The organism is Paenibacillus sp. MT86, from assembly GCF_058792535.1.
Genome location: NZ_CM179499.1, coordinates 2,223,317 through 2,249,227 on the forward strand (window position 1 = coordinate 2,223,317; position 25,911 = coordinate 2,249,227).

General features: G+C 45.4%; 39 protein-coding genes. 32 read left to right on the top strand and 7 right to left on the bottom strand.

Annotation, left to right across the window (positions count from 1 at the left end; all coding sequences use genetic code 11):
- The first annotated feature begins 21 nt into the window (after positions 1-21).
- Entirely contained in the window at positions 22-597 is a 576-nt protein-coding gene (locus AC3RCL_RS09590; RefSeq protein WP_015736389.1) for a macro domain-containing protein, read from the top strand.
- Between the two features lie 225 nt (positions 598-822).
- Here the strand turns inward: AC3RCL_RS09590 and AC3RCL_RS09595 are convergent, their stop codons facing one another.
- The gene (locus tag AC3RCL_RS09595; RefSeq protein WP_015736388.1) at positions 823-1,020 is read right to left on the bottom strand and encodes a hypothetical protein; all 198 of its coding nucleotides are present in this window, start codon (positions 1,018-1,020) and stop codon (positions 823-825) included.
- 87 nt (positions 1,021-1,107) lie between these two features.
- Here AC3RCL_RS09595 and rpiA point away from each other — a divergent pair, with 87 nt between their 5' ends.
- From rpiA to AC3RCL_RS09615, 4 genes are all read left to right on the top strand, one after another.
- On the top strand, positions 1,108-1,824 hold the full coding sequence (rpiA, locus tag AC3RCL_RS09600; RefSeq protein ID WP_492535269.1) for a ribose 5-phosphate isomerase A: 717 nt from the start codon (positions 1,108-1,110) through the stop codon (positions 1,822-1,824).
- A 49-nt stretch (positions 1,825-1,873) separates the two neighbouring features.
- Positions 1,874-2,323 (top strand): MarR family winged helix-turn-helix transcriptional regulator, encoded by a 450-nt coding sequence (locus tag AC3RCL_RS09605; RefSeq protein WP_096776733.1) that lies wholly within the window; start codon positions 1,874-1,876, stop codon positions 2,321-2,323.
- 29 nt (positions 2,324-2,352) lie between these two features.
- Positions 2,353-2,784: a GNAT family N-acetyltransferase gene (locus tag AC3RCL_RS09610; protein ID WP_090908142.1), complete on the top strand. Its 432-nt coding sequence runs from the start codon at positions 2,353-2,355 to the stop codon at positions 2,782-2,784.
- Positions 2,785-2,908: 124 nt separating this feature from the next.
- Positions 2,909-3,544 (top strand): GDSL-type esterase/lipase family protein, encoded by a 636-nt coding sequence (locus AC3RCL_RS09615; protein WP_009595336.1) that lies wholly within the window; start codon positions 2,909-2,911, stop codon positions 3,542-3,544.
- Positions 3,545-3,631: 87 nt separating this feature from the next.
- Here the strand turns inward: AC3RCL_RS09615 and AC3RCL_RS09620 are convergent, their stop codons facing one another.
- The gene (locus AC3RCL_RS09620) at positions 3,632-4,303 is read right to left on the bottom strand and encodes a tetratricopeptide repeat protein (protein WP_492535270.1); all 672 of its coding nucleotides are present in this window, start codon (positions 4,301-4,303) and stop codon (positions 3,632-3,634) included.
- 177 nt (positions 4,304-4,480) lie between these two features.
- Between AC3RCL_RS09620 and AC3RCL_RS09625 the strand changes: the two genes are divergently transcribed.
- Both AC3RCL_RS09625 and AC3RCL_RS09630 read left to right on the top strand, forming a co-directional pair.
- Entirely contained in the window at positions 4,481-4,747 is a 267-nt protein-coding gene (locus AC3RCL_RS09625; RefSeq protein WP_015736382.1) for a helix-turn-helix domain-containing protein, read from the top strand.
- A 195-nt stretch (positions 4,748-4,942) separates the two neighbouring features.
- Complete coding sequence (locus AC3RCL_RS09630; RefSeq protein WP_015736381.1) at positions 4,943-5,053, top strand: hypothetical protein; 111 nt, start codon at positions 4,943-4,945, stop codon at positions 5,051-5,053.
- A gap of 154 nt (positions 5,054-5,207) precedes the next feature.
- Here AC3RCL_RS09630 and AC3RCL_RS09635 read toward each other — a convergent pair whose 3' ends face one another.
- The 4 genes from AC3RCL_RS09635 to AC3RCL_RS09650 all read right to left on the bottom strand — a co-directional run bounded on the left by AC3RCL_RS09635 (position 5,208) and on the right by AC3RCL_RS09650 (position 9,572).
- On the bottom strand, positions 5,208-7,181 hold the full coding sequence (locus AC3RCL_RS09635; protein ID WP_492535271.1) for a stalk domain-containing protein: 1,974 nt from the start codon (positions 7,179-7,181) through the stop codon (positions 5,208-5,210).
- Positions 7,182-7,385: 204 nt separating this feature from the next.
- Positions 7,386-7,598, bottom strand: a complete 213-nt coding sequence (locus AC3RCL_RS09640; protein ID WP_452516092.1) for a DUF5316 family protein — start codon at positions 7,596-7,598, stop codon at positions 7,386-7,388.
- Between the two features lie 982 nt (positions 7,599-8,580).
- Positions 8,581-8,763: a hypothetical protein gene (locus tag AC3RCL_RS09645; protein ID WP_492535272.1), complete on the bottom strand. Its 183-nt coding sequence runs from the start codon at positions 8,761-8,763 to the stop codon at positions 8,581-8,583.
- 8 nt (positions 8,764-8,771) lie between these two features.
- Positions 8,772-9,572, bottom strand: coding sequence for a helix-turn-helix domain-containing protein (locus AC3RCL_RS09650; RefSeq protein WP_492535273.1), 801 nt, complete (start codon positions 9,570-9,572; stop codon positions 8,772-8,774).
- 174 nt (positions 9,573-9,746) lie between these two features.
- On the opposite strand from AC3RCL_RS09650, the gene AC3RCL_RS09655 reads away from it, so the two are divergent.
- The 24 genes from AC3RCL_RS09655 (at position 9,747) to AC3RCL_RS09770 (ending at position 24,931) form a co-directional block, all read left to right on the top strand.
- Entirely contained in the window at positions 9,747-9,977 is a 231-nt protein-coding gene (locus tag AC3RCL_RS09655; protein ID WP_492535274.1) for a helix-turn-helix domain-containing protein, read from the top strand.
- Positions 9,974-10,183: a BRO family protein gene (locus AC3RCL_RS09660; protein WP_492535275.1), complete on the top strand. Its 210-nt coding sequence runs from the start codon at positions 9,974-9,976 to the stop codon at positions 10,181-10,183. The genes AC3RCL_RS09655 and AC3RCL_RS09660 overlap by 4 nt, the downstream gene beginning before the upstream one ends.
- Positions 10,184-10,295: 112 nt before the next feature.
- A complete protein-coding gene (locus AC3RCL_RS09665) occupies positions 10,296-10,604 on the top strand; it encodes a hypothetical protein (protein ID WP_492535276.1) in 309 nt (102 codons plus the stop codon).
- A 132-nt stretch (positions 10,605-10,736) separates the two neighbouring features.
- Positions 10,737-11,090, top strand: coding sequence for a helix-turn-helix domain-containing protein (locus AC3RCL_RS09670; RefSeq protein ID WP_492535277.1), 354 nt, complete (start codon positions 10,737-10,739; stop codon positions 11,088-11,090).
- Between the two features lie 13 nt (positions 11,091-11,103).
- Complete coding sequence (locus tag AC3RCL_RS09675; RefSeq protein ID WP_492535278.1) at positions 11,104-11,373, top strand: hypothetical protein; 270 nt, start codon at positions 11,104-11,106, stop codon at positions 11,371-11,373.
- Positions 11,374-11,458: 85 nt separating this feature from the next.
- Positions 11,459-11,776: a hypothetical protein gene (locus tag AC3RCL_RS09680; RefSeq protein WP_492535279.1), complete on the top strand. Its 318-nt coding sequence runs from the start codon at positions 11,459-11,461 to the stop codon at positions 11,774-11,776.
- 424 nt (positions 11,777-12,200) lie between these two features.
- Positions 12,201-12,656: an ArpU family phage packaging/lysis transcriptional regulator gene (locus tag AC3RCL_RS09685; protein ID WP_492535280.1), complete on the top strand. Its 456-nt coding sequence runs from the start codon at positions 12,201-12,203 to the stop codon at positions 12,654-12,656.
- 22 nt (positions 12,657-12,678) lie between these two features.
- A complete protein-coding gene (locus AC3RCL_RS09690) occupies positions 12,679-12,990 on the top strand; it encodes a hypothetical protein (protein ID WP_492535281.1) in 312 nt (103 codons plus the stop codon).
- Positions 12,991-13,017: 27 nt separating this feature from the next.
- Positions 13,018-13,512 (top strand): hypothetical protein, encoded by a 495-nt coding sequence (locus tag AC3RCL_RS09695; protein WP_492535282.1) that lies wholly within the window; start codon positions 13,018-13,020, stop codon positions 13,510-13,512.
- A 185-nt stretch (positions 13,513-13,697) separates the two neighbouring features.
- Positions 13,698-14,009: a LexA family protein gene (locus tag AC3RCL_RS09700; RefSeq protein WP_492535283.1), complete on the top strand. Its 312-nt coding sequence runs from the start codon at positions 13,698-13,700 to the stop codon at positions 14,007-14,009.
- A 24-nt stretch (positions 14,010-14,033) separates the two neighbouring features.
- Positions 14,034-14,291 carry a hypothetical protein gene (locus tag AC3RCL_RS09705; RefSeq protein WP_492535284.1) on the top strand — a complete coding sequence of 86 codons (258 nt, stop codon included), beginning with the start codon at positions 14,034-14,036 and terminating at the stop codon, positions 14,289-14,291.
- 42 nt (positions 14,292-14,333) lie between these two features.
- Entirely contained in the window at positions 14,334-14,558 is a 225-nt protein-coding gene (locus AC3RCL_RS09710; protein WP_492535285.1) for a hypothetical protein, read from the top strand.
- 244 nt (positions 14,559-14,802) lie between these two features.
- Entirely contained in the window at positions 14,803-15,309 is a 507-nt protein-coding gene (locus AC3RCL_RS09715) for a hypothetical protein (RefSeq protein ID WP_492535286.1), read from the top strand.
- A gap of 24 nt (positions 15,310-15,333) precedes the next feature.
- Complete coding sequence (locus AC3RCL_RS09720) at positions 15,334-15,633, top strand: hypothetical protein (protein WP_492535287.1); 300 nt, start codon at positions 15,334-15,336, stop codon at positions 15,631-15,633.
- Positions 15,634-15,659: 26 nt separating this feature from the next.
- On the top strand, positions 15,660-16,295 hold the full coding sequence (locus AC3RCL_RS09725) for a hypothetical protein (protein ID WP_492535288.1): 636 nt from the start codon (positions 15,660-15,662) through the stop codon (positions 16,293-16,295).
- Positions 16,296-16,386: 91 nt separating this feature from the next.
- Positions 16,387-16,953, top strand: a complete 567-nt coding sequence (locus AC3RCL_RS09730; RefSeq protein WP_492535289.1) for an ArpU family phage packaging/lysis transcriptional regulator — start codon at positions 16,387-16,389, stop codon at positions 16,951-16,953.
- A gap of 269 nt (positions 16,954-17,222) precedes the next feature.
- Positions 17,223-17,459 (top strand): hypothetical protein, encoded by a 237-nt coding sequence (locus tag AC3RCL_RS09735; protein ID WP_492535290.1) that lies wholly within the window; start codon positions 17,223-17,225, stop codon positions 17,457-17,459.
- 20 nt (positions 17,460-17,479) lie between these two features.
- Positions 17,480-20,377, top strand: a complete 2,898-nt coding sequence (locus tag AC3RCL_RS09740; protein ID WP_492535291.1) for a phage tail tape measure protein — start codon at positions 17,480-17,482, stop codon at positions 20,375-20,377.
- Positions 20,378-20,480: 103 nt separating this feature from the next.
- Complete coding sequence (locus AC3RCL_RS09745; RefSeq protein ID WP_326114202.1) at positions 20,481-21,188, top strand: hypothetical protein; 708 nt, start codon at positions 20,481-20,483, stop codon at positions 21,186-21,188.
- A 291-nt stretch (positions 21,189-21,479) separates the two neighbouring features.
- The gene (locus AC3RCL_RS09750; RefSeq protein ID WP_492535292.1) at positions 21,480-22,091 is read left to right on the top strand and encodes a hypothetical protein; all 612 of its coding nucleotides are present in this window, start codon (positions 21,480-21,482) and stop codon (positions 22,089-22,091) included.
- A 148-nt stretch (positions 22,092-22,239) separates the two neighbouring features.
- Positions 22,240-23,046: a hypothetical protein gene (locus AC3RCL_RS09755; protein ID WP_492535293.1), complete on the top strand. Its 807-nt coding sequence runs from the start codon at positions 22,240-22,242 to the stop codon at positions 23,044-23,046.
- Positions 23,047-23,189: 143 nt separating this feature from the next.
- Positions 23,190-23,393 carry an Acb2/Tad1 domain-containing protein gene (locus tag AC3RCL_RS09760; protein ID WP_492535294.1) on the top strand — a complete coding sequence of 68 codons (204 nt, stop codon included), beginning with the start codon at positions 23,190-23,192 and terminating at the stop codon, positions 23,391-23,393.
- A 65-nt stretch (positions 23,394-23,458) separates the two neighbouring features.
- Positions 23,459-24,322, top strand: a complete 864-nt coding sequence (locus AC3RCL_RS09765) for an ATP-dependent DNA ligase (RefSeq protein ID WP_492535295.1) — start codon at positions 23,459-23,461, stop codon at positions 24,320-24,322.
- Between the two features lie 291 nt (positions 24,323-24,613).
- Positions 24,614-24,931, top strand: coding sequence for a hypothetical protein (locus tag AC3RCL_RS09770; RefSeq protein WP_492535296.1), 318 nt, complete (start codon positions 24,614-24,616; stop codon positions 24,929-24,931).
- A 117-nt stretch (positions 24,932-25,048) separates the two neighbouring features.
- Here AC3RCL_RS09770 and AC3RCL_RS09775 read toward each other — a convergent pair whose 3' ends face one another.
- On the bottom strand, positions 25,049-25,516 hold the full coding sequence (locus tag AC3RCL_RS09775; protein ID WP_492535297.1) for a hypothetical protein: 468 nt from the start codon (positions 25,514-25,516) through the stop codon (positions 25,049-25,051).
- A gap of 194 nt (positions 25,517-25,710) precedes the next feature.
- On the opposite strand from AC3RCL_RS09775, the gene AC3RCL_RS09780 reads away from it, so the two are divergent.
- Entirely contained in the window at positions 25,711-25,866 is a 156-nt protein-coding gene (locus AC3RCL_RS09780) for a hypothetical protein (protein WP_492535298.1), read from the top strand.
- The last annotated feature ends 45 nt before the right edge of the window (positions 25,867-25,911 follow it).

The window sequence follows — 25,911 nt, forward strand, 5'->3', positions numbered from 1 at the left end:
ACCGAAAGGAGATTTTCCGAAATGAAAACATTTAAAATCGGAAGGACATCGGTCTCCGTCTTTATAGGCGATATTACGACATGGACGGGCGACATTATCGTCAATGCTGCAAATTCGGGACTGCTGGGCGGAAAAGGCGTGGATGGCGCGATTCATAGCGCCGGAGGGCCGGAGATCATGGAGCAGTGCATGGAAATTCGCAAGCAGCAAGGCGGCTGCCCGCCAGGCAACGCCGTGATTACAGGAGCAGGCCGGCTGCCTGCCCAGCATATCATTCATACCGTCGGCCCGATCTGGGAGGGCGGCGGAAGGCGCGAGGAGCATACGCTGGCGGAATGCTACCGCAACAGTCTCCTGCTTGCAATCGAGGTCGGTGCCAAAAGCATCGCCTTTCCTAATATAAGCACGGGTATCTACGAGTATCCTAAAGCTCCGGCATGTGACGTGGCGTTAAAGGCGGTGACGAAGCTGCTTGAGGAAGATCTGCCGGATAACCGGCTGGAGCGGGTTGATTTCGTTTGCTTTTCTCCCGAGAATGAAGAGCTCTATGTCCGTTGGCTGGAGCGGTTCACGCAGGAGAAGGAGGCGCAAGTATAAGAAAAACCTCTATCGACGTACATTCTGAGAAGACAGACCGCATGTATAGGACGTTTTTCTTGCGATATCAGTAAGGCCATGCTTCGAAGTTCATACTTTCTGAGATCTAAAGAAAAAACCATGTGATTATAGAAGTGTTCAGCTCTGCTGTAACATGGTGTATTCTGTAACCTTAATAAAAAGCAGGGGAGCAAATGTGCGCCCCTGCCGTTTATTCGCCGTTTATTACATATGATAGGAACCGCTTGGTTCAAACAGCACCCATTCCAGCATGGTAATCATGTCGTCAAGACGGGCATCCTGATTGAGAAGGGAAGCGCGCTCAGGGCTGTTCTCTTCGAGAGCTGCCAGTCGGGTTTGCAGTTTTTTCTTTTGCATCGAAAGTTCATTGATTTTGGATTTGATCTGGTTCTCTGTTCGCATGGCATAATCCTTTCCTTTGGCATGAAAATGATCACTGTACCCCATATTATAACATTTGATTCAGCTTAAGACGAAGGAGCGGGTCCTATGACGAGTGAAATGAATATGAAGAAAATAGCGGCTGAGCATGCCGCCAAGTATGTTCAGGACGGGATGAAGATCGGTCTGGGCACAGGCTCCACCGCCTATTACGCCATTCTCAAAATCGGGGAGATGGTCAGGTCCGGTCTCTCGATCCAGGTCGTGGCTACCTCTGACGCTTCGGAGAAGCTGGCGATGGAACAAGGAATACCCCTGACGCCCGTACACCAGATCGATCGCCTGGATTTGACGATCGACGGGGCTGACGAGCTGGATGATCAGCTGCGGTTAATCAAGGGAGGAGGCGGAGCCCTTCTTCGCGAGAAGATCACGGCTTATCACAGCGAACGGCTCGTGATTGTGGCGGATGAGGCAAAAGCGGTAGCACAACTGGGTGCTTTTCCGCTGCCGGTTGAGATTGTCCCTTTTGCCTATGAGTGGACGATTCGATCCCTGGCACAGCTTGGTTGTTCGGTCCAATTGCGCCGTCAGCCGGATGAAGGGTTGTATGTAACGGATAACGGGAATTATATTGCTGATTGCCGGTTCCAGGAAATCTCGGGGCCGGAGGAATTGAGCTCCCGTTTAGGCACTGTACCCGGCGTGGTTGAACATGGTCTGTTCATCGGCATGGCCGACCAAGCGATTATCGGCTGCCGGGACGGTTCGGTACGGATATTGCATTCCGCGAGCATGCAGGCCAAGAATACATTTGACAGTTGATCCGGCGTTCATTAACCTTAAATACATGATATCTTTCGGAGGGTGAAGTATGTCGGATTTTCAAGAACACGAGGATTACCCGCTGCATTTGCTGGTAGTCCTGGCCAGAGCTTATAACGCAGTGATGACGCATTCGCATCGAAGCATCAACAGCCACGGTTTGAATTCCACCGAATTTGGGGTATTGGATGTGCTGTACCACAAAGGTCCGCAGCCGCTGCAAAAAATAGGGGAGAAGGTGCTTATCTCCAGCGGTAACATTACATACGTGGTCGATAAGCTTCAGAAGAAAAACCTGCTTGTTCGCCGGGCTTCCGCTGAGGACCGCCGCGTGATCTATGCCGAGCTGACCGCAGAGGGGAAGGAATTTTTCGAGGCCATCTTTCCTCAGCATCAGGAGTTGATGGTGAAGGTGCTTAGCGGATTGTCTGACGAGGAAAGAGCGCAGGCGGCCATGCTGCTGCGCAAGCTGGGGATCAGCGCAGAGAAGATGCTGTAGTCCTACATGAGTTTAGATTGGAGATAGGTATGCTTAAAGATATAACGATGCAAGCGTCGCAGCCCGAAATCAAGGAGCTGCTCAGTTACTCGGTTTTCCCTGATCCGGAGGCGGTGGACGAGGCAGCTGCATTTTATCAGGGCGGCGACAGCCGGTTGTTCGGCTACGAGGAGGACGGACTTCTTCTGGGAGTCATCGGTTTTGATGTGATGGAGGACGAGCTTATCATCCGGCATTTAGCGGTCCTGCCGGAGAATCGGGGGAAGGGATACGGACGCGGGTTGATTTTGGAGCTGCTCCTCGAGGTGCAGCCTAAACCGGAACGGGTCATTGCGGAAACGGACGAAGAGGCCGTGAACTTCTACCGCAGTATCGGTTTCGAGGTTTACAGCCTGGGAGAGAAGTACCCGGGCGTCGAAAGATTCCGCTGCATTTATGAGGTGGAGGAATCCGAAGAATAGTCATTCCTATGGATGCATGTTGCGTCTCCGATTGGAATTAAAATTGCCATTCAAGTTCATATACCCGTTTCGCACAGGAGGCATTCCTCATATAATGTCGTAACGAGCGGGGCAGGGGGTGAACATGTTGGTGTACCATTATACCGCTGTCGGCGATTCCTTGACCTTTGGGTTTGGGGCGATGCCTGGCAGCGGTTTTGTTCCGTTATACCGTCGGATGGCGGAGGAGAAGCTTCGCCAATTCGTGGCCCATGAGAATCTCGGGGTCAATGGATTAACCTCGGATGAATTATACGATCGGGTCGTTCAGCTTCCAACGTATCGCTATCATTTGCAGCAGGCCCAGATTATCACGATGTCGATCGGCGGCAATGACCTGATTCGTGCGGTGAAGTCCACGGGAGGTCGACCGAATCGGGAGGTGCTGGACACCGCCTTGTATCGATGCCAGAACCATGTGGCTAATATCGTCAAACATATCCGCAAAATAAAGTCACCGGCCAGCAAGCCTTATTTTATTCGCGCTATCGGACTGTATAATCCATATCCGGCCTGGACGGAGGCAACGGAATACGTGATTCGGTTCAATCGGCATTTGATGGGGTTGAGCGACGGCTATTTTCGCGTTGCGGATATTTACGCACAATTTTCTGGCCGAGAGAAGGAACTGATGTCGGTGGACGGTTTACACCCGAATGGCCGAGGGTACCGGGTGATCGCGGAACAGTTAAACCGGCTTGGGTACAAGCCACTTGCATAAGAAACGGAAATTCTCATGAAAAAAAGGACGTCCCCGGGTCCCATGACCTCTAACGGACGTCCTTTTGGTTTAATCTAATATTAACGCTTAGAATAAGTTCCTGAACCAACTTCGAACCGCCCATTTGCGTTCCTGCCGTTTTTTGTATTTGGGCAGCGAGCGATACACGTCCATCGATTCCTGATAGGATTTCTTGGCATCTTCGGCCCTTCCCAGCGATTGATACATATACCCCAGCAAATAAAAGGCTTCGCTGGAGGAAGAGTGGATGGCATGGAACTGCTCCAAATAGTGGAGTGCCTTCTCACGATCCGAATCCCGAAACTCCTCGGCAAGCCTAAGGTAAGGCCGGCCATATTTGACCCTCGGATTGATTTGAAGGGCCCGGACGATATCCGCCTCTCCCTGAGCGATGCTGCCGGTATGCAGACGCGCGCTTCCGATATCGTCCCAGAATTCGGCGGAATCCTCTAAACTGGATTCCATGGTTTCCAGGAGCTTTAGGGCCTCTCCATACTTGCGACGCTCCAGCAGCAATCGGGCAAGCTCGTGCCGGGATGATACGTCGCTGGGGCTGACCGCAATCTGTCTGCGCAGCTTGGATATAGCCCTTGCACGCTTGAACGGCTTCGTCACACTGGGAAATACCCCGACAAAACGGCGATCCAGCACGTACACGATAAGAAGCAGCACCAGAATCGCCGTTATCGGATTGCCGAAAATGTAAAACAAAAATCCGAAAATAATGAGTTTAAACAAATAAATCCCTCTATTTCCTTGTAATGTATTAGCCCAAATTATACCATATCATGGATTTATTTAGGGGGAAATGCGGTCGGTTCTATAGACCTTAAAAGGATGCGCATGTCGGAATAGGTCGCAGGTATTGAAAGTAGCCAGGTGATAACCGATATAGGTAGTAAAGAGGTGATAATCATGGCGAAAAAGGGACAGACATTCCATCATTACAGTTTCGAAACAAAGAAAAAGGCAGTCGCCATGCGGCTGGAGGGCATGACGAAGAAAGAAGTGGCATCCGCCTTACAAATATCAGACATCGGACGGCTGAAAGTGTGGATGCGCAAATATCGGGAGCTGGGAGAAGAAGGCTTGGTCGATCGCCGCAGACGAATCGTGCATCCAGACCATGACAACGAACGGAATGAGAAAGTACAGGTTCCGCAGCTGCAGAAAATACAGTAATTATAGTGAGGCGTGGTTGAACGACGGTTCCACCACGCCTCTTTCATATGGGAATCATGGAACATCGGCGTATAGATACCCGCAGATGCGCGCATTTGGGCGGGTTCACTATTCTTATCGCGAACAGGCGGCAGCCCAGTTCATTTTAGCGGAAACGACATAACATGTGGTATGTTCAAAAAAGGAGGGATTGTTGTGAGCGGAGTAGGAGAAGGCTACGGCGGCGGCTATGGATATGGCTCTTCTGTAGGTGCTATTTTGGTATTGTTCATCTTGTTGGTGATCATTACTCGCGCATTTATCTAATCCATCTTTTGAGCGAACAAACTAATGAATCAATAAGAGAATACCAGGCACCATGAGCAGTCACAAGGAAAGACCGTCCCTAAGAGGCATTGCTGCTTCTTAGGACGGTCTTTTTTATGAATAACGAGCTTTATTAATTTGTGTCCCCTTCATGCTACATCATGATCAATATGGCTTTCCCGTTTACGAAAGATACGATATTGAAATTGGAGTACCCCCAAGTTTCAATGGTTTTTCCGCCGCCGGAGGTAATGTCTTTGGCAGCCGGGTTCCCCCATGAAAGCTGTACCTGCTCTTTCGTCATGCCGAGGGAAACCTGCCCGGCTTTGATCTGCTTCCAGACGGAGGCGGACCATTTGTGTTTTTTATAGGGATCGTAAGTTAGTAACGAGGAACGGTCCGCAAACAGCTGCGTCACTTCCGAAGACCGCATGGGATAACTTTTTATAGTTTTCCCCGTTGCCGATTTGAAGATTACGTTGAATTCGCCCTTGTCGTCAGGCAAAATGTCGGTAACGGTCAATTTCGAGAAGCGTTCCAAATCTTCGAATTCGTTCACCCAATACGTTCGGCCGATATACTTAACCAAATTGCCCTGCATCGCTTTTTTGATCAATCCAGCCGTTTCGCTGGAGACGACGGTCATGGCCGCATCCGCGCCGAGGGAGATTTGCGCTTGCTTCCACTTGGCATCCCAGGTGGTTTTAGCTCCCAGAGCATCGGATAACACGGAGGCCGGAATGAGCAGCTCCCCCTTGTCGTTCACGGGTGCGGCTTTGAGTCGGATGGTGCTTTCATTCAGCTTGGCCTGGTTGCTGCCTGCTTTGAACGAAAGCAGGGTCTGGCCGAACTTCGCCTCCACGCTTCCGTTTTTAGCCGAGTAGGTGCCGCCCAGTGCCTGGATGACGGATTTAGCCGGTACCATGACGTTGCCGTTGACCTGTTTTGCATATTTCAAATTGTTGCGCAGGCTGGACGATACCGTCACCGATTTGGACTGGCCGCCGGAGGTTACCGTAATCTGCGTTTTGCCAACGCCGGCAGATTTCAGCATCCCATTCTTCTGCATACTCAACAAATACGGCTTCTCGATATCGATGACGGCGTCTTTAACCGGTACCTTGATTTTCGCCCCGTTCGTATAGGTTTCCTGGATGCTCACTTCCAGCGATTCTCCTACATAAGGCGTCGCAACGGATATGGCAACGGACAAATTCTTGACTACCGGTACATCGATGTTCTTATTCTGTCCCTCCTTATGATGTACCCAGCTCGCATCACTCCGCTGCGCATAAAAGCCTTCCGACAAATCCTTTGCATCCCCATAGATGGATGTTTTTACGATCCCGCTAAGTCCGGTAATCTGCTCTTTGAGTTTCCAGCGGTCTTTATACTCGCCGGTAGTCCATACGCTTCCGTCCTGGAGCGTTACAATGAGAAGATCCGTGGGCTCACTCGATGCATAGACGATATGAGCTGCATTCTGGGCCACGGTAACCGGTATGATCCGCCCGTTATCGTCGAAGTTGGACGTTTCGTACACGACAACGTCGCCGTTGTCATGCAGCAGGGCAACGCGTCCGCTGTGTACCGTCATGGATTTGACGGCTGCCGGGTTTTCCACGATCCCGAGCTTTTTGAACTGCCCCTTTTTGTAGTTATCCTGGAGCAGCAGCTCTCCATTGGAGGATAATGCAGCGAATTCCTGATCCGCATCGGCGATCAGCGATATGCCGCTGAGGTTCTTCGCTTTTTCATCGCCGGCCCATACGGTACCGTCCGACTTCAGCCAGTAGGAACCGGCTATCTGCTTCACGCCGCTTGTTCCCGGAACGACCTGGGGCCCCTTGCCGATGTCCCACTCTACTAAGCGGCCCTCCTGCGTCATGCCGATGCCGCCGTATTCATAACCGCTGATGGCTGCGACGTTACCTGGTGTTCGAATGGCGTGGCGCCCGTCAATCAGGGACCACATGGAGCCGTCGCTCATCAGATAGGTGTTTCTTCCGGCAATGTCTTGGATCCGGAGCTCGGCCCCGTCGGCAGAAGCGATGTCTTGCGTCGTCCCCGCAAAACCAAGCCCTGCCAGCATGCTGAATAACAGGAGAACATACAACGTTCTTTTCACTTACATGACCTCTCTTTACTGTACAAATAGGAATATTTTTCAAACAACCTCATTGTTTTCGACAAAATAGGCGTTATTCCTGCAAGATTTAGGGGAGCGTTGATTAAAAAGGAACAAAAAAACGCTCCCGGATGGGGGCGTTTTGCAGATTAAGCTTGCAATTATTCGATGAATTTGTCCCGGCCCGACATATAAGATAAGCCGTTAACGGAACAGAAGGTATACAATACCGGCTGCTGCAAGAAATACAATTCCCGCGAGAAAGAACCAGTTGGCCGCCTTTTTTCTGGATGCGCGGTCGTCCTTGGAATCTGCATAGAAGTTGCCTCTCTGCTGATACCCCGTTGTAAACGCTCCAGATAGGATTCCTGTCACCAAGAGGCAAGCTATTCCTGCGTACAATAGCAGGTCCATCATGAACTCCTCCCATTATGCTCTTATATAATATGAACGTTCGCAGAGCGGGATTGGTTATGCTTCATTACGCATATGGATTGCTGGACCAACAGACCGCGGGACTGACAAATATAAAAAGCCGCTCAATGTAGAGCGGCGAGTTCGGCTATCAGCCGCCAAGAACGTTCACCGCGTTTCTGAATGCTCGGCATAATAAATTCCTCCTTAATCAGGTTTTGTTCTTATTTATCAAAAGAGCTGCTGGTTAGAGTGCTGGTTGCTCGTGGCTGAGATGACTTGTGCTGCTTGAGGTTCTGGTGGTTGCTCTGCTGGTTGTTGAAATAGTGTAAGTACGCACATTATGCGTATGGATGCTCTTGGGTGATCGGCTCTTGCATTCCGAAAATAGGAACCGCAATTAGCGAACCTTGAAATTCACGCTTTCCCAACCTTCGGCCGTAGAGGGGGGGGGATTCACCCCCTCTAGAACAATTTGATTTGCCCCCCAAGAAAGACAAAAGACATAAAGACAATATATATAGCGATTCCTAAGTTTTAATGGTGGAGTATTATCCCCCAAGAACCTTCATATGGGTATCATATTTAAACCAACACTCCAGTAACGCAGGCATTGACTGAAAACAAAAGAATTTATAATGATTTAAGAACATCATTCCAACGGATAGGGTAAATGTACCTTCAAATGCTGTCAGGTGTTCTTTCGTGTATTAGTTCTTATGGAATTCAGCTTAGAATGCGAATGGTGATTTACTCTGGGTGCGGTGTTAAGGAGTTAATCGCTTAGAATGTGCACGTCCGTCATATTGACGGGTGTGGATCACGATATCGATCGCTAGGATATTGGATATACTTGTCCAATACTTCGTCGAGATTGTGGCTAACAGCTCCGTACTTATCAAGCTCTTTCTGAATGGCTCGTCTAACAATTGATTTGACAATGGTTACAGCCTGTTCCTCAGTGCCTACTCTAACGAATCGTATGCTAATAGATTTCTTCTTTTTCATGTCTAGTCTCCATTGTTTTTCTATCTGAATTAATTACACTGACCGTAACGTCCATCCCATAACGGCATTTAACAAATTCCTGAACCTTACGAGCATACCAATCATTTGGTGATTTAGTTCCGTTGATTTCGATGATGTTGAACTTTGTATTCTTTTTCATAGCAACTCCTAACTTTTTTCGTCAAATAAAACGCTTAGCATACCTAGGATACGCAATCTATCATCAGGTCCAAGTAGTTTCCCTTTGTAACGGACGGATGTAGTACTTGAGCTATCGAGAATCTGATCAAGTTCAATCTGCAGGGGCAAATCGCCGTCTTCATTCACTTTGACAGTTAACCCGTGCTTATCCATTAATTCAATTAGTTCATGTAAAAAGTCCTCCCTATCCTTTTTGTATCCCTTGTACTCAATAATTCCCTTTTTGATTGTTGAATAATTATAAATACTGTTGAAACGCTCGGTTACCTCTTTAATTGTTCCTTCAGCGTACTCAGCTAATAACTCATCATCGCTTTTGTTTAAAAAGTCGTAATAGTACATTTTATCAAAATCATGGGCAGGGTAATTCCCCTCACTAAGTGGCAGCCACATTCCAAAGATCTTAAATATGTCTTTATGAAGATAATCTGGAAATATCCCATCGTCATCAGCTATTTCTTTTAGTAGATTAATTATTTTGTTATTAACCTCCCAATGTCCCTGATAAATATCCTCAAACAACGCCCTGTCTTCTTCGCTATATTTATTATTCCAATAGCCAGCTTTTATCATCAATTCTTCATATTCGATTCCGAGGGGCTCAGATAGCTTTCTTAGTAGTTCAGGTGCAGGAATACCTCGTCGTCCATTTTCAATATTCGATAAGTACCCCTTTGACAATTCGGTCCTCGTCGCAAGCTGATCCAGTGTTAACCCTCTATCGTTTCTTTTCTTTCTCAAAAGTTTTCCAAAATCTTCAGCATTCAACAGTAACACCAACCTTATTGTTTTTATTTAGTATAACAAAGTATTCAATATGACAACAAGGAGAAACGTGTAATAATAAATGTTGCCAAAAAGGATACAACGTGGTAGGGTATCCATAAAGAATACAATATCCATTTAGGCAACAACAAATAGCAATCCAAGGAGGTGAAATGAATGGAGCGATTAACTGTTAAGGAAGCCGCACCGTATATTGGGGCTAGTGAGTACAAGCTTCGTGAAATGGTCCGAGATAAAAAGATTCCTGCATATCGGATTGGAAACAAAATTATGTTCCGAAAATCTAGTCTCGATGAGTGGATTGCCAATCAAGAGGCTCAAAATTCTGTAGGGTGTCCTTCTGTAGAGGGCTTAACTCATTTAGAAAGGAGCAAATTCAATTCATGAACAAACCTAACATTTTTAGTAACCCATTATTCGGAGAACTACAAACTGTAGAAGTTAATGAAAAACCGCATTTTGTTGGTAATGATGTTGCCCGAGCATTGGAGTATGAAAGACCCTATGAGGCAGTGACTGCAAACTGTAAGGGGGCGGTAAGCTGCCGTATCCTTACAAACGGTGGTGAACAGATGAGCAAAGTAATCCCCTAAGGTGATGTATATCGTCTCATCGTTAAGGCATTCACATCCTTAGACAAGATCAATCGAACTTACATGGAAGTTTTATTAAGTAAAAACTGCAAAGAGGGGATTGTGAGAAGTCATGTATCCATCAGATGAACAAGAAACGACAGCGGTATTCGACCCAGTGGATGGAAAATGGACAGTTTACAGTTGCTATCGCAAGCACATAACCAAACTGTTGAAAGTGGCTGGTGAACCATACTGGAAGGAAGAAGAGATCGGGAAAAACGGAAACCATCGAATAATTGCTGGCAAGTGGAAGGTGAATGAAAAGCAAATTCGATTTGCTCAGACCCCTGCACCGAAAGTTCTTACTCCAGAAGAAAGGCAAGCTCGTAGAGAGCGAATCGTGCAAATGCATAAGGCTAAGCGAGAACAACCCGTTTAAGCTGTCCCATTATATAAATTTTACATGTCTGGATTAGTAATGCCCTATTAAACAAGGGTTAGGGTACAAAACTACTTTTTGCGGCAAAAACACAATAATTATATAACGGTTTACATTGAGGAGGAACGATCTATGCGTAAAAGAAATGCACGATCTGCAGCACCTGCAGTAATCATCCAGCGGCCGGCCTATAATACACCGGTTGTTGAGGTGGTAGAGCGCCAGCAACCAATAGATCAACAGGGGCTGCTGCTACAGCTTGCTCAAATGATTGCCCAACAACAGGCTCAAACACCAGATCCGGGGGTTCAGACATTCGACGTGAAGGAGACGGCAGAGTATCTAAGGGTGTCAGCCTGGTCCATATACGACTTGATCCGAACGAAAAGCATTCCATTTTTCAAGGTGAAGAACAGATATTTCTTCCGTCGGCACGAACTCGATAAATGGATCGCTGAAAACACCAATGATTGCAGTGGCAGATAGGGGTGAGCACCGAATGAACATTAAGCGTACAACTACCCTTAGGTTATTGCAGTTAATCCGAGAACTGAGTAACAAAGCAACGGAGCTAGAGGGAGTTGGAATTAAGCTGGTGGCCACGGATGAGATGATCGAGGGCGTAACGGCTGCAATGTTCGAGATTAACGGAATTAACGCAACTGGCGCCGGTCCGCTTTATCTGTCTTTGTCCGATTACATTTCAGGAGATATCGAGGAACATGATTTTATGAGTCTGCTCTCTATGGCAGGTGCGGCGGTGAGGTGAAATGGCTCGAAAGAAAAAGGAATACGGGTTTAAACCTTTCGAGAGTATCGGAACGAAAGGTAGGCATTTAAGGATAACTCTTAGCATGATGGAATCGAAAGCATGGAAAGAACTATCCTGCCATTCCATCACCTTGTATATCCACATGAAGGCCAAATTCAATTACGACAATGAAAATGATATTAGTTTCACTTATTCCGAAGGACAGCAACTGATGAACGAAGCAACCTTTTCAAAATCATTGGATCAGTTAAATGACCTGGGGTTCATCAAAGTTATTAAGGGTGGTTGGACGACAAGAACAGCTACAATATACGGATTTAGTGATCAATGGAAAAATTACGGTACTGATAAATTTTCTGTTACTCCAAGACCGAAACGTCAAAGAAAGGATCCGAAATGACATTTTGGCTTCCCTAAAAATAGGGGTAGTCTACCCCTAAATATAAGGGTATCAACTTGACATGAGCTCAAAATTGATGTGTTCACTACCCTTAAAAATAGGGGAAGCAAATATTCATTAATCCCTTTACGGGCAAGGGTTAGAGGCTGATTTTCGATTTTCCCTCCACTACCCCTAAAAATAGGGGACCTTTATATATATAGCCATATCTAGGGATTTTATTTGTACTAGATTTAGGTTTTAGAGAAGGGAAAAAGAGAGGTTCATAAAATTGGCCTCAAAATCAATCCAAGAATTGTATCTGGAGGATGGAAACCTTTATCGATATGAACACGAATGAGTTCAAGAAAAACCAGAAAGGCATAAAAAAAGCACCTGGTAAGGTGCGGTGGCTAAATTCATCTTACCAAAGGGGCGCATGAATGTGAAGTGTATAGATAAGTTGCCGGCTGCTGTGAAAAAAGAGATCCGGAGTGCAATCGAAAATGAGCTCGAGCGGTACCACATATATAAATACACTTTGTTTCATGACAGGGAAGCCAGCACGACATCAAGCATTAGCGACATCCCGAGAAGCTTCACAGGTACAACAAGTGATCAGACAGGAAATGTGGCCGTATATAACGTGGATGAGCCGGCACGCCGCAGAGCATTCTGCGAGCGATTGGAGCAGGCCGTAGAGAGGTTGCCCCGTAAGGAACGCTTCCTCATCACAGAGCGGTACATGAAACGGGATATGCCCTTTGACTATGCAGTATACAGCTTGCTAATGGATCCGCCCGTCGCAGAAGCTACGTATTCAAAAATAAAGAATAGAGCGATGGCAATGCTGGCGCTAATGCTGGATATACCAATTGCTGAGCTTAAACACTTGATTTAATACGGGAAGGGAGGTGGGAGAAGTGATCAATGAATCTATTCAAAAACGAATCGCTGGGCAAGTCCGATCCGTGGCGATTTATCCGGAATATGAAGAGACGGCCATCAAACACATCCTGGAGATCGTTCAAACGTACCAGAAAACCCTTCAAGAAACATCGGACTGTATGGAAGCTCTGAAAGAGCACATAGCGAACATGCTGAATTCCGATTTGGCCGAGATGGCCGCCTTGCAATTCGTTGAGAAGATGGGGCTGCAGGAAGAGTTCAAGAAGTTCGTTGAAGACGAGATTTCGAACGATCCGAACGCCTTTGTAACGGGAGTAATTCAATAAAACAATCGAAAAGTGAGGATGAAAACTATGAGTCAATTAAAGAACCTGGTTGCACCCATTATTGCTGAAGAAGAGGAAAGAACATTTGAGGGATATATGATCCCGTTAACAAACAGCGGAGAAATCTATGAACCATATTTCTCAACCATTCTGGAGACTGCCTTACAATCGCCCCACGATCAAAATGATGCGTATGAAATTATCGCCCCCATTGCAACCGAAATTCTTGGATTCAGTAAGGCACATCATCCGGAGATTTATCGCCAGCTGCTGCAGGCAATTAAGAAATCACATGATCAGTTAATGGCTTGTCGGGAGCGTAAAATTATTGAAATCGATACCAAGGTAGACGCTCTAACAGAGGTTGAAAATAAAATGTCTAGTATTGTTCAGCACGTGGAAGCAGGCTGGCTTCTGGAGGAATATGATAACCGTTTAGGCAACGATGGTTATCTGAAGGCTGCACTTCTTCGGACGGTTTCAACGCCAGGGGAAGGAGCTGAAAAGTATGTCACTGAATGACCTGGCTAAGCTGTGGCGGGATCGAAACCCGTTGCAGTGCGCTATCATCCTTCGAAATCTGCAAAGACAAATGACGCGTTAATCCATTTCAACATAATTCATTCCATCACGATACATACAAACTAGCGATTTTGCTCAGCTGATGGAGATTTATCAATCCCAATAAGCATCGGAGGGGAAATACGATGGGCTTAGCGGTCTGGAATAAGAACTCAGGCGAGCGGGCTGCAGAAGCATACTTCTATTCGATCGTTAAGGATGACAGCATGATTGACGAGGGGATTTGTGAAGGTATGCGCGTCCTTGTCCGGAAACAGAACCATTGTCAGCATGGGAAAATTGGTGTGGTCATCCTTGAGGGAGAAGGTGCTGTTTTAAAACGGATCTATTATGAGAATGACACTGTGGTGCTGCAGGCATCGAACAGATCTCGCCCGTACCCAATTGAAGAAGTTATGATCCAAGGCCAAGTTATAAAGGTGGAGTTTGATGTTTAATTCATCAGTTTGGAGGTCCAGCCTATGAATACGATTATCCGGCAGCAGCTGGCAGAGGTGAAGTCTAAGGTCATGGAACTGATTAGTGTATTGATTCATGAGCCAGAAGAGAAGTTTGATCGCAGGCTTACGATCAAAGACCTGATCTCGTTGTCTGAGGAGATTCACCATCTGGAAGGGTTATGCATGAAAGCAACACACGGTCGTGAAATGGCGCAGATCCGATCTTTTGCAATGGTTGCACAGGAGATGAAGAAAGAACGCATAGCAAAAACGGAATGAGACACTTAATGAAAGTCACCGTCTTGGGGGGAGGTGATTCAAGTGGAAGAACAGGTACTGATACTCGTACAAGCATTGTCCAAGCGCTGTTGCATGTCAGTAGCGGACGTAATGACCGTATTTCAGCAATCGGTTGTGATTAAAGAAACAGGAAAGAAAGCTATCGAATTGACGATCGTCGAGAAGAAGTTGGGGCTGCCGGATGGATTCTTTGCTCAAGCGGCAGGAATAGAACAAGCCCCCGTTGCGCGAACAACGGAGGCTTGAATGATCAAAGCAAAAACAAGGATAACTCGATTATACACGCAGCACTTATAGGAATCAACTATAAATGGCTGTTAATTCATAGGTAATAAGGGGGATTTTCGGTGTTCGTAAATCGGAATGTGGCGAGGCCGCCGCCCGTATAGATCGGCTGCGGGCAACCCCGTCAAACTGACGGTGATGGAATAGATCGATCGCAAAACAAATAAGGGGCCGGCCTTGGCCCCAGGGAAAGAAGGTAATAAATATGTTTGGAAATACAAATCAGGGGCCCTTGGGATTAAGCCTTGAAAGCGTGCTTGGATCGGGTGCAGGCCTGGATAAGATGCTACCCCTTCTCATGGCGATGATCAAGAACATGGATCCCGATGCCTTGGAAGGATTGCGCCAGAGTCTTAATTACGGTCCTTACAATTCTGCTGGAACTGGACCGGCCGTATCATCATCCAAGTACACAGAACAGCAGCGAGTCAAACAGCTTGAATCTATGCGTACGCCTGAAAACAGTCGTCTCGTTGACGAAGCTATTGCATCTGGAGAGGATTCCGGGGCATTTGCTTTACGACTTGTTAGGGCATCGTTAGAGCAGGATGAGGCAGCCAATGAAATCATAGCTGAAATGAACCGCCTGGTCGCTGAACGTTCGAAGCCGGTGACAAATCAAGCGCAGGCAATCCCGGCTGCTACAGGTGATGAAGATATCGCCGCACTCGTAGCTGAAATCATCAAACAGCAAAACGGACGGACATCATAAATAAACGCTGAGGAGGACAACGACATGGGTCCACAGGGATATACCTCTGACAGAGTTAGGGCGGAATTACCTGGACAGCCAAGTGAAGCTATGGAGATGCTTCAAGCTGCACTGGTGAAAATGATGGAGAGTCAAGGTGTCGGAGCTCTGGAAAACTTACGCCAGGCTCTTAACCGCGAGATTGTAAGTAAAACTCTTACGCAGCCACAGCAGGCCAAAGTATCTGCATCTGGTATGCGGCCAACGCAGTTCAGTGCGTCAGAGAGAAGCGAAATAGCCCGTAGAGCTGCTGGAATTATTAATCGTCGCAATAGAGGCGTCTAACCATTAATCGAAGGAGTGATTGAATTATGTTGAAGAAAAAGGACTGGAAAGAACTTATGCAGGAGTTCGTCGATAAAGTCGATAAACGGGAGCAGCTGATCCAAGATAAGATTGACGGGCTCCAGAAGCAAGCGAAGGTCATCTCGGCAAAGATCAGAGAAAACTCTGATCAAATGATCGAGCTTGAAATGAATGAGGACACAAACGGTGTCGAGAAGTTTAAGAAGGAAAACCGAAACCTGCGCCTTCAACTCGACGAGATCCAGGACTCTATTTCTGGGTACGAAAGTCAACTAGGAACTTCAAGTGATTACTATGCGAAGGACTGGGACAAGATTCGCGCAGCGGCTAAAAAGGCAGAGGAAGATCGGATCATACAGGAGAAAGCCGCAAATGCTGAAATAGATGATCTGCAGGCAAAGATTGATGAATTAAAAGAACAGAGGGAACAGAAAAAGCGGAAATTTCAGTTTAGTAGAACCACAATTGAAGAGTTGATTGGTCAACTCCGTCACATTGACCCACGTGCAGTTCAATTAAGTCATTACACCCAACAAGCTTTTATTAAAACATGGTTGCATGGCGGAAATACGGAGGGTTACTTCGAAAAGAAAGAAAGCCCGAATTTATCCCATGTGACTCATATTGACTACTTGCGATAATAGCGAAGCTCGGTAATAACGGCGCGGTTCTTACGGACCGCGCCTTATCTCTAAATCCATATCGAAATACAAGAGGGGAAGGGGAGTTTAAATGGGCGGAACAAGTTGGCAGAAGGGGCTTCAACGTGAGAATTTCAATCATTGGAAAGCAAAGAATGTCAGTAACCATGGGTCTGGATTCAGGGCGCCGGCACACACAGCCCAAAAAGGGTATAACCGGCTACCGCTAACAGCCGGATCCAGGGCGTCAGTGAAGGACGGCCTTCCGGAGTTGGATTATAAAAAGACTCAAGCGGCCATTGAGGAAGTGCTTAAGAAATACCAGTTTTTCAAATCCATCACGTTTGAAGAACTGGAAACGAATATAGCATTGAATGCTTGTGACGCGCTCAATAGCAACGTCTTCGACCCAGAGGCACGCCGGTCCTTCTGTGAAAGGGTGGAAAGGGCAGTCGATAAGCTTTATCCCAAAGAGAAACTCTTGGTCACCGAACGCTACATGAAGGACAACCACATAACGGATACCAGGATGTACACGGACGTTACGCCAATGAGCAGGGACACATACGCAAAGATCAGGAGGTCTGCGTTTTACAGCCTGGCATTTAATTTGAGCCACTTCAAAATCATTAGCATTAATGAATTGATTCAGGGGTAATCAGGTGGATTACGGGTCGGGTCCTTCCAGCACTTAAAACCAAGTGCGGGTGCGGACGACCCCGATCCGGGATCAGATTTTAATTTTAAAAGTTACTTTCCCTTTCGCTTTTAGATATACGGCCGGTTAAAAATTGCTTCGAATTATTCCATCCTAAAAACACCCCTCAAATTCGGCCATAAAAGCGAAAGTGAGATATTCAAATCAATGAAAGTAAAAGCGAAAGCTGAGAAGTAATTAAAACAACCGAAGGAAGGATGAAATAAGCCATGAAAATAGATGAGCTCATAAATGAATATCCGGAATTGTACAACCAATTAGTAGCAGAGGCGGTTCAATCCGAACGAGATCGTGTTACAGCCCTCATCGCACTATCCAAGTCTCCAGGAGCGTCAAAGATTGTTTCTGAAGCAATTAAAGACGGTCGAACGGCTGCTGACGTTGCGGTTGAGATCGTCAATGCCACAATGTTACGCATTCCTAACCAAAGCGGAGCGCCTAAATGAGCTATAAGGAGGATTAAATCATGCCAAAGAAATACGAAATGTCGTTCGAACTGAATGGCGAAATTGACCCCCGACTAAAAAGAGCATTCGATGATCTTGGCGGAGACGTTCTCGATCTAAGGAATGATCTTGTCGATCTTCAAAAGGTAAGAAGCTTCGACCAACTTAATAAAGATTCCAGGAAAGCTTTAAGTACATTCGGTGAACTTGGAGAAGAAGTCAAAGAATTCGGAGATGTCCTTAATCGTGTCGCCCAATATACCGGTGCCTATGCGGTCATCAGTACGGTTGCAGGATCGGTTGGCGATATAGCTAATACGATTGGAGAGTTGGATGCCCAATCCGGGCAGCTTGCTGCTGCTACAGGGGCCACGGTTGGAGAACTCGAGCAACTTAAGGAAGTCTCAAAGTCTCTGTACCGTGAGGGCTTAGGGGAGGGCGTGGGCGACCTTACAGACGCCTTAGTTGTTGCTAGAAACGTGACGAAGCAAGAAGGAGACGAACTGGAACGCACCGCAAAAAACGCGATCGTGCTGCAGGATGTGTTTAGGTTTGACATTCCAGAGTCCATAAAGGCCTCGGACACTATGATGCGGCAGTTTGGAATTACCTCCGAACAATCCATGAACCTGCTCGCCCAGGGGGCGCAGCGGGGGCTGGATAAGTCCGGCGAATTGCTCGATTCTGCGAACGAGTACGCTCCGCAATTTTCTGCACTTGGCTATTCTGCAAACGAGATGTTCGACTTCTTTGCTTCTGGCTTGGATGCAGGTGCCTGGTCATTAGACAAGTTGGGGGATATAGCGAAGGAATTCAACATTCGCATCCAGGACGGCAGTTCGAAAACCGCTGATGCTCTTGGTGCTCTGTTCGCTCCGGAAGGCATCGAAGAGTTTACGACCGCCTTGACCAAAGGCGGAACCAAGTCGGCCGAATACATGGAGCTGCTGAAGCACGTTTCCGCCGATACTGCCCAACAAATGGTCAAGGACCTCCAGAAGGGCGGCAAAGGCTCGGAAGATGCATTCAAGGCACTGTCAAGCATTATGGGTGGCGGGAATAAAATCCTGGCCGATCTGAGCACCGGAGCCCTCAAAGGCAAGGACGTCATGCAGCAGGTAATCGCGGAGTTAAATACCATCGATGACACGGTTTACCGCAACATGCTCGGGGTTGAACTGTTTGGCACCCAGTGGGAGGACTTGGAGAAGGACGTCGTGGCTGCTCTCGGATCGACCCAAAGTCAGTTTGATATGACAACGGCGACGATGGAAGAGATGGCCGCAGTCAAGTACGACAACCTGGCCCATGAGCTGAAGGTGCTGGGTCGCGAGCTCATGGATGAAGTGATCGTCCCGATCGGCGAGGACCTTATGCCGGTGTTGAAGGACATGACGGCCTGGGCCAAGGACAATAAGGACGTTATCAAAGCCATCGGGCTTGCTGTGCCAGCTGCCATGCTTGCTAAAAATTCGGTGGGTATGGTCAAGGATGTCACCACTGTTAGCAGGGCGCTTTTCGATGCAACGAATGGCGTGAGCAAGTTCGGTAAGTTTGCGGGGCTGTTGACCAATCCAGTAGGTTTGGCCGTCGGTGCTGTTGGGGCTCTCTCATTGGGCGTACTTGCTTATAAGAAACATCAAGATATGGCCCGGCAATCGGTTATCAATTTTGGCGATAAGCTAGAAGAAGCCTCCAAACAATACGATCTATCCGTTGAGAAGGCGCAAAAAACGAACGATCTGGTCTGGACTTATCAGAATCTAAGCTCAGCAATTGAAAACAGCACCGGGAACTCCGAACTCTTGGCTATACAACAAGGTAAACTAGCCGATGTCATCGAGGAACTTCAAGGGCTTCATCCGGGAACCATTACTCAATATGATATCGAAAACGGGAAAGTGGAGGAAAAGATCGGCCTTCTCAAACGTGAAGCTGATGCCGAAAGAGAACTCGATAAATTACGGCTCGAAAAAGCAGTTGCTGAGGGTGAGAAAAAGCTTCCCAAACTCGAGGAGGAGATAACCTCCATTAGGAATAAAACCGCAGGATCTCAAGAGGAATATGACACGATAGGCAAAGCGATCCCGGCCCTAAAAGAGTTCCAAGTCGAGTATCAAAAGATTCAGCAGATGGATTTCACCAGCGAAACTGCTTCGATGTTGGAGGACCTTCGGAAAAGAGCGGATGAAGTTGGAGAAACCGTTGGTTTTGTTTACGACAATATCACCCACTTAGGTCTATTAGATAGCAATATTGAGGATCTAGTAGGCAGAGAAAACAAGACTCGGGATAAACTGATCGCCAGTAAAGAGGAGCTGAAGATCGCCGAAGATAGCTACAAGGAAATATACGACCAGCAGATCAAACTGATTGATCTGGACTTCGGCGGGAACCTTCTGGACCAGATCAATAACTATAAGGATTTGACAGCAGCTGAGCAGGAGAGAACAACCAAGGGCATTCAAGCAATCTCTGAACTCCATGAATCAATGGATATGCTTCCTACGGATAAACAGATCAACATCGACCTGATGTGGCGCCAGATCGGTAATCCAGTAGCTGACTTGATGCCTAAGAAGTTTGACATGATCGATATGATGCCGAAATACGCTGAAGGTGGATACGCTGACCGCCCTTCGATATTCGGCGAAGCTGGTCCAGAGATGGCAATCCCTATCGACAACAGCCAACGTTCTCGAGACCTGCATGCTATGACCGGCCGGATGCTCGGTGTCGATTCTGGGTCTTCTGGTGAAAGCACGGTGATTAATTTTAATCCAACGGTGAACGTATCAGGTGGTGGAAGTGACGTTTCTCAGCAGGTGGTAGAAGGCCTCAAGATGTCCCTGAAAGAGTTTGAGGGCTTGTTCCAACAGATGCAGCGGAACAGGCAACGTGTTAGCATGGCGCAATAGAATTATAGTGGGCTGGCAGATGCCAGCCTTTTTATTGTGAGAATTAAACGGATGTGGTATATAATGTTCATAAATAAAGAATTTCTTTTATCAAGGGTGAATCATGATAATTCAAGTAGAGTGGAAAGAAATTATAATTTCATCAATTGCATTAATTGGGGCTATTTGGGCTGGGGTTCAATATCTTGTTAAGAAATTAGTGGATCAACGCTTTAATAAGAGGCTTGAAGATCATAAATTTGAACTGCAAGTTCTCTTGGAAAACAACAAATTTGACTTTCAAAGAAAAGTACAAGACTTCTCACTGTATACATCAAGGAAACACGCTATTTACGCAGAACTATATGATCTATTCCTTCGTGCTGATGGATATGTTAGAAGGTTATTAACTCAACCTAATATTACTCTTCAAGATTTTTATGATAAGCAAGATTTAGCCTATAATTTATCAAAGGCAGATATCCCTGTACATATTGCAAATCGTTTTGTTGAAGATTGGGAAAATAAAAATAGAGAAGATACAATACGCGAACTGATTAAGTACCTTGAACAATTTGAATATATTCGAACCAAAGATGCAGTGAATAATGCTAAAAACACATTCCTTGTTAATAGGATTTTTTTGAGTGAAGAGACCCATAAAATAATGAGCGAATTAAACCAAATATACGCCAATATTATTTTTACTCAGGAAGTAATGGGAAGAGTTCAGCCACAAAACTATAAAGATATTGCAGAACATTGTGAGAAGCTAATAAAGAACTTAACAGAGGCAGTAAAAAGCGAATTAGCTATAGGATATTATTCATAGAAAATGCTCGCTAAAGAGGATCAACTCGAGTGATTCTAGCTGCTCTCCATAATCGTGTATATCTGTAACTAGGAAATCGAGAAGAGGACACCACAGGGGCAAGTGCCCTGGTGATCGGGGTCGGCCATGGGGCCGGCCTATTTTATTGAAATTCCTAAATATATTTAAAAAAAGGCGTAACCTTTTTATGTTTGGAGTTGTTTATTAATATGAATATCCATCCTTAAAGAAAGGAGAACACACTTAAACTAGGAACCAACGAAAAATTATGAAAAGAGAGGATGTATCTTGATGTTTAATGCGAAAAGATTACTTTCGTTCTTGTTGGCATTTGCTCTAGTTTTTTCGGCTATGGGAGTCGTTTCAGCCGAGGTTTCACCTGAGGGAAAACACTTACAGACAGCAATCACAGAAGGGCGATCCGCTACCCCAATTTCAGAGCTAAGTGAAGAAGAAGCCACTCGAGTAATCGAGAAGCTCAATGAAACTGCTGAGGTAATCGAAGTTGAGGTTACTAGACCAAGTACGACACCTGGAGCAAGCGTTCAAGCAGTTGATGTTGCTGTTGTTAAAGTACGTCCTACATACGGGTTTTACAAAGTTAATGGTGTAACCGGCCGTGTTTCTGTACACTTAGAAATATGGGTTGAAGGTGGTGGCATATCTGCCTTAATCAACAGGGTCAAGGGTTATGCGGCTTTTTCCACAAATGTGGAAGGCCAACGAGAGGAGATTAATTACGTTCCTATCCCACCAAATAAGGTGGTGTATGTTACAGAAGAAACCGATATACGCATAGATTATGATACTGATTTGGTAATGTGGAAGGGTTATGCTACTGTTTCTTTATTAGGTGGATGGTCTGACGCAGATGTTTTCTTCGATAACGAAAGGTACTTATAAATCAATTCGTTCCTACTTAAAGTAATGAGATCATGACGCGTGAACAAAAGTGTAATATTGGCGTGCAGCGCACAAGACTGCACGCCATTTTTATTCAGCCATTCGTTGACCTGGTTTGATAAATCCTATTTAAGGGAGTTTTATTAATATGAAGATTCTTTCTAAAATCGATAGGCAGGCATTTAACGATCAATATGATGTTGCTTCTATGCATCAAGATACGATTAAACAGGAAGTGCATTCTGTCAGAGACAATAAAATAGTAACCCGAACAATTGTTGATGGTGATATAGAGTTCACGGAATCAGTATTCGACCCAAAGGTAATAGCAGATGTTATCGTTGAAAACATAAACATTCAATTATCATTGTATCAATTTTATGTCTATTACAGTGGAGTTAAGAATAAAGAAGCGCATAAAAAGGAAAAATTAGTTTATGAGCTTCGTTATCCCAATGAGGGAAGCAAGGTAAGTAATGAGTTATTATCTAGTTTGCTTTCTGTCTTTGATTCCTTGAATGTGGTTTACAAAAAAAATATGATGATTATTGCTGCGATGCTATCCGATATAGATACAAAAATAAAAATCTATGATCTATATAAAAAATTATATGAGAAATCTCTGTTGAATCCATTTATTGTAGCACTTACAAACGAAATGAAAGTAGGGGAAATGGAAATCATGGGGAGTGCTGTCTTTCAATATGAGCCTTTCCTCGAAGATATAGAACCGATTATTTTGAATCAGAAAGAAATAATGTTCATTGATTATATTGAGCAACAATTGAACCTATCCGATTATTTCATGTTTTATTGCTATGGTTGGAATGAGGATGATGTTGCGGCCAGTGTATTACTGAAAAAGCTAGCCAAAAATTTTAAAAAAATATTTGTCACTTCAAAGCCTGATCCATTCTCTTCGGAGCTTCTCATGATATATGCAGAGGGTAAGTGATGCACTGAGTGCTAAGTCAGACAATTTTGAATAGTTGGGTGGCAGACAGAGATTCGTCAGTTAATAAGAATATAACAAGTTTGAATAGCAGAAAGTCGCTCAATGAGCGGCTTTTTCTTTTAAATCGAAAGGGGTGAAAAGATATGAACCAACAGATCGAGAACAATTTCAGTTACCACGCACCGAAGCCTGGACAGCCGGAGATTTACCAGGAGATCCGGGATCAGGCGAAGGAGTTGGCGTACCTGATCGATCAGAAGGCCCCTGACAGCCGTGAGAAGTCGCTGGCGATGACCAACCTGGAGCAGGCTGTGTTTTGGGCAAACGCTGCTATAGCAAGGAATTGAATTAACAAGACTTACCGCCTCCCTTCGAACATACCAATAGGTATAATCGAATGAGAGGTGTTTTTATGTTCATAAGTCCAATGTTATTAGAAACAGCGAGTGGCCCATTCAGCCATGACAATTATATATTTGAACCAAAGATAGACGGGCACCGGCTGTTGTTCTCGCAGGAGGACGGCCGAATCCGGTTGTATACACGGCATGAGACCGAGTGTACAAAACAGTACCCTGAGCTGCTGGCACCCTTTGACGATGACATCCTCCTGGATGGCGAGGTTGCTTGTACCGATCCGGAGACGGGGCTGGTGGATTTCGAAAACGTCATGACTCGCTTCCAAGCGAAGAAGGAGCAGCGCATCCGGCAGCTCATGGACATATTGCCCGTGACCTATGTCGTGTTCGATATCCTTCGGTATAAGGGCCAGGACCTTCGTAAATTGCCCCTGATTCGTCGGAAAGAGATCCTGAACAGTATTACCATGCCGAACCCGCATTTCGGTGTTGTGCCGTTTGTAGAAGGCGCAGGCGAGGCATTGTTTGAGCAGTTGGAAGCCCAAGAACTTGAGGGAATGGTCGGCAAGAAGATGAACAGCATCTATGAGAGCAGCCGATCCCCTAACTGGCAGAAGGTCATCAACTGGACTTATGCCGAGGTGTTTATCACCGGATACCGGAAAGAGGAGTTCGGATGGCTTACGTCCGTGGTTACGGAGTCGGGGCGGCTGCGGCCGACAGGGATCATTGAACTCGGTATTCCGCCGAAAGCCAAACGTGCTTTCTATGGAGTGAGCCAGCAGCTTGTAACCGGAGAGGATAAGAACTTTGTTCATCTGGAGCCGCGGATTAGAGCGAAGGTGAAAATCCGGAACTGGACGAAGGCGGGGCTGTTGAGATCCCCCGCATTTGTTGATTTTATAATACAAAATTAAAGCTAGCCGAATATGTTGATGTCCTATTCCTGAATTTGTGTGATAATGAAATTATAACTTACACAAAATGGGAGTGTTTTTAGTGGAGTTGATTACGGGGCTCAAAGAACTTAAGAATTTAACCTTCTTTAGAGTGATGGTGATATTATTTGTAGTTGTATTCCTTTTTGGAGGAGTAAAGAGGTTGTTTCCTGAATATGTAACGAAATTAGTTTCAATAGCTAATAAACATATTATGGTGACTGGCTATCGTTAATAAACGTAATTCATTTAATGTTAGGGTTGCTAGTTATGTTAATGTTGATTATTTTGATTCTTATGGCTTTTTATGTACGTCATTATAATCTCAAACAAAGGCAACCTTATTATTTTCCTAAAACTATGAAGGCTTATGATAATATAGCTGTAAATTTATATACATTCGCTCTTCTATATTTCAATATAAGAGGTCTTGTTTATAACTTTGAATTAAAAATAGACATAAATAAAGTTTTTGATATATCTAGTATGCTCGTGTTTATATTTGGGACGTTTTTGTATGGTTTGCTATTTTTTGTACCTACTGAAGAAAAAAATGATGATACTAAAGAAGTGGAAAATAATAGTTAGATGATGGTTATAAATAATATGGTGAAGTACCCATTCAGGGTGCTTTTTCTTTTACATAAATTCTGAGGGAGGAGGTGATTCGAGTGATAAGAACGCTCCTTTCAGCGGGCATTTCGCTTAAAAGTCTTGTTGATTGCGTTTCTTTATTTCCTCAATCAAATCGTGACACTTATTGCGCATAAATTCTGTATAAGTAAGAAGTTCAGTTTCATAAGCCATGAAATTATCGTGATTGCGGTCTTCCTTTGAATACTTCTCGCTAATCGCAGACAACCCGTCAATTGTTTTAGTAATTATTGAAACAAGTTTCTTGTCTGTCTCGATTGCCTCAGGCAGATGCTTCTGTAATTGATGATTCATTTGAATTACATTTCTAAAAAGTTCTCCATATTGTAAATTCTCTGTTGTAAAATAGCCCCAGGCTGAATTTAGTTCTTGGCTCAGAATGGTTGCCAGACCGTAAGCTTTGCGATCCTTAGTCGGTTTTTCCGCCTGCCGTTGCTTACGTATTTGCCAAACAGCGATGCCGTACGCTCCAAATACGCCTAATACGCCGCCTAAAAATCCACCCAAATCAAAATCCATATATAATCCTCCAACGTGGTTAAATATCCTTAACAGCCATAATTCGACGATAGGATACAAAAACCTTCACAAAGAATTATCCAACATCAAAATTCCTTCCCGTCGCTCTTGTCATGATGAATTTGCCTTTAGCTTTTATTGAAACTTTTGCTGACGGGAAAACGTACTGATCTAAGAAAGGAGGATAACGTGGAATGGAATACATACCTAAAAAAGCACTAAAAGCAACAGTAGCGATTAGCTTTGGAATAGCTGCTGTAGTATTGATTGTCTCTTCCTTGGAGGATGGCTTCATTCACATGATCAACAGTTTGACCAACTGGAACGGTCCAACAATTGCCCCTCGGTAATGAGCAATGTCATTAAGATAAGCTCAAAGGCAAGATTGGAAATAC